This is a genomic window from Streptomyces sp. SID3212, from assembly GCF_009865405.1.
Classification (GTDB): Bacteria; Actinomycetota; Actinomycetes; order Streptomycetales; family Streptomycetaceae; genus Streptomyces.
The window spans coordinates 1-310 of the sequence record NZ_WWJY01000236.1; the positions used below are offsets into that span (position 1 = coordinate 1).

The following is a 310-nucleotide window of genomic DNA, read 5'->3' on the forward strand; positions in this document are numbered from 1 at the left end:
TCCGCGAGGCCGAACGGGACGCGGCGCCCGCGCTGGCCGCGCGCGCCACGGCGGCGGGCGATCTCGTACGGGCGCTGCACGCCGCCGCCGAGGACGGCGAACGCCTCGCGAACGAGGAGGAGGAGCGCTCCGCCGTCCTCCAGGAGACGGGCGAGGCGGCCCACCGCGACGCGACCGCCGCCGCGACCGAGGCGCAGCGCGCCCGCAGCGAGATCGGCCATCTGCGGCAGCGGCTGGGCGAGGTGGAGCAGGAGACGACCGAGGCGGTACGGGCGGGCTGGCTCGACAACTCCGCACCGGACGCGGACCC

1 protein-coding gene is annotated in these 310 nt (G+C 78.7%); it reads left to right on the forward strand.

Annotated elements, in window-relative coordinates:
• Positions 1–310: hypothetical protein (locus tag GT042_RS06815; protein ID WP_161307802.1), on the forward strand; the 310-nt coding region annotated here is incomplete at both ends.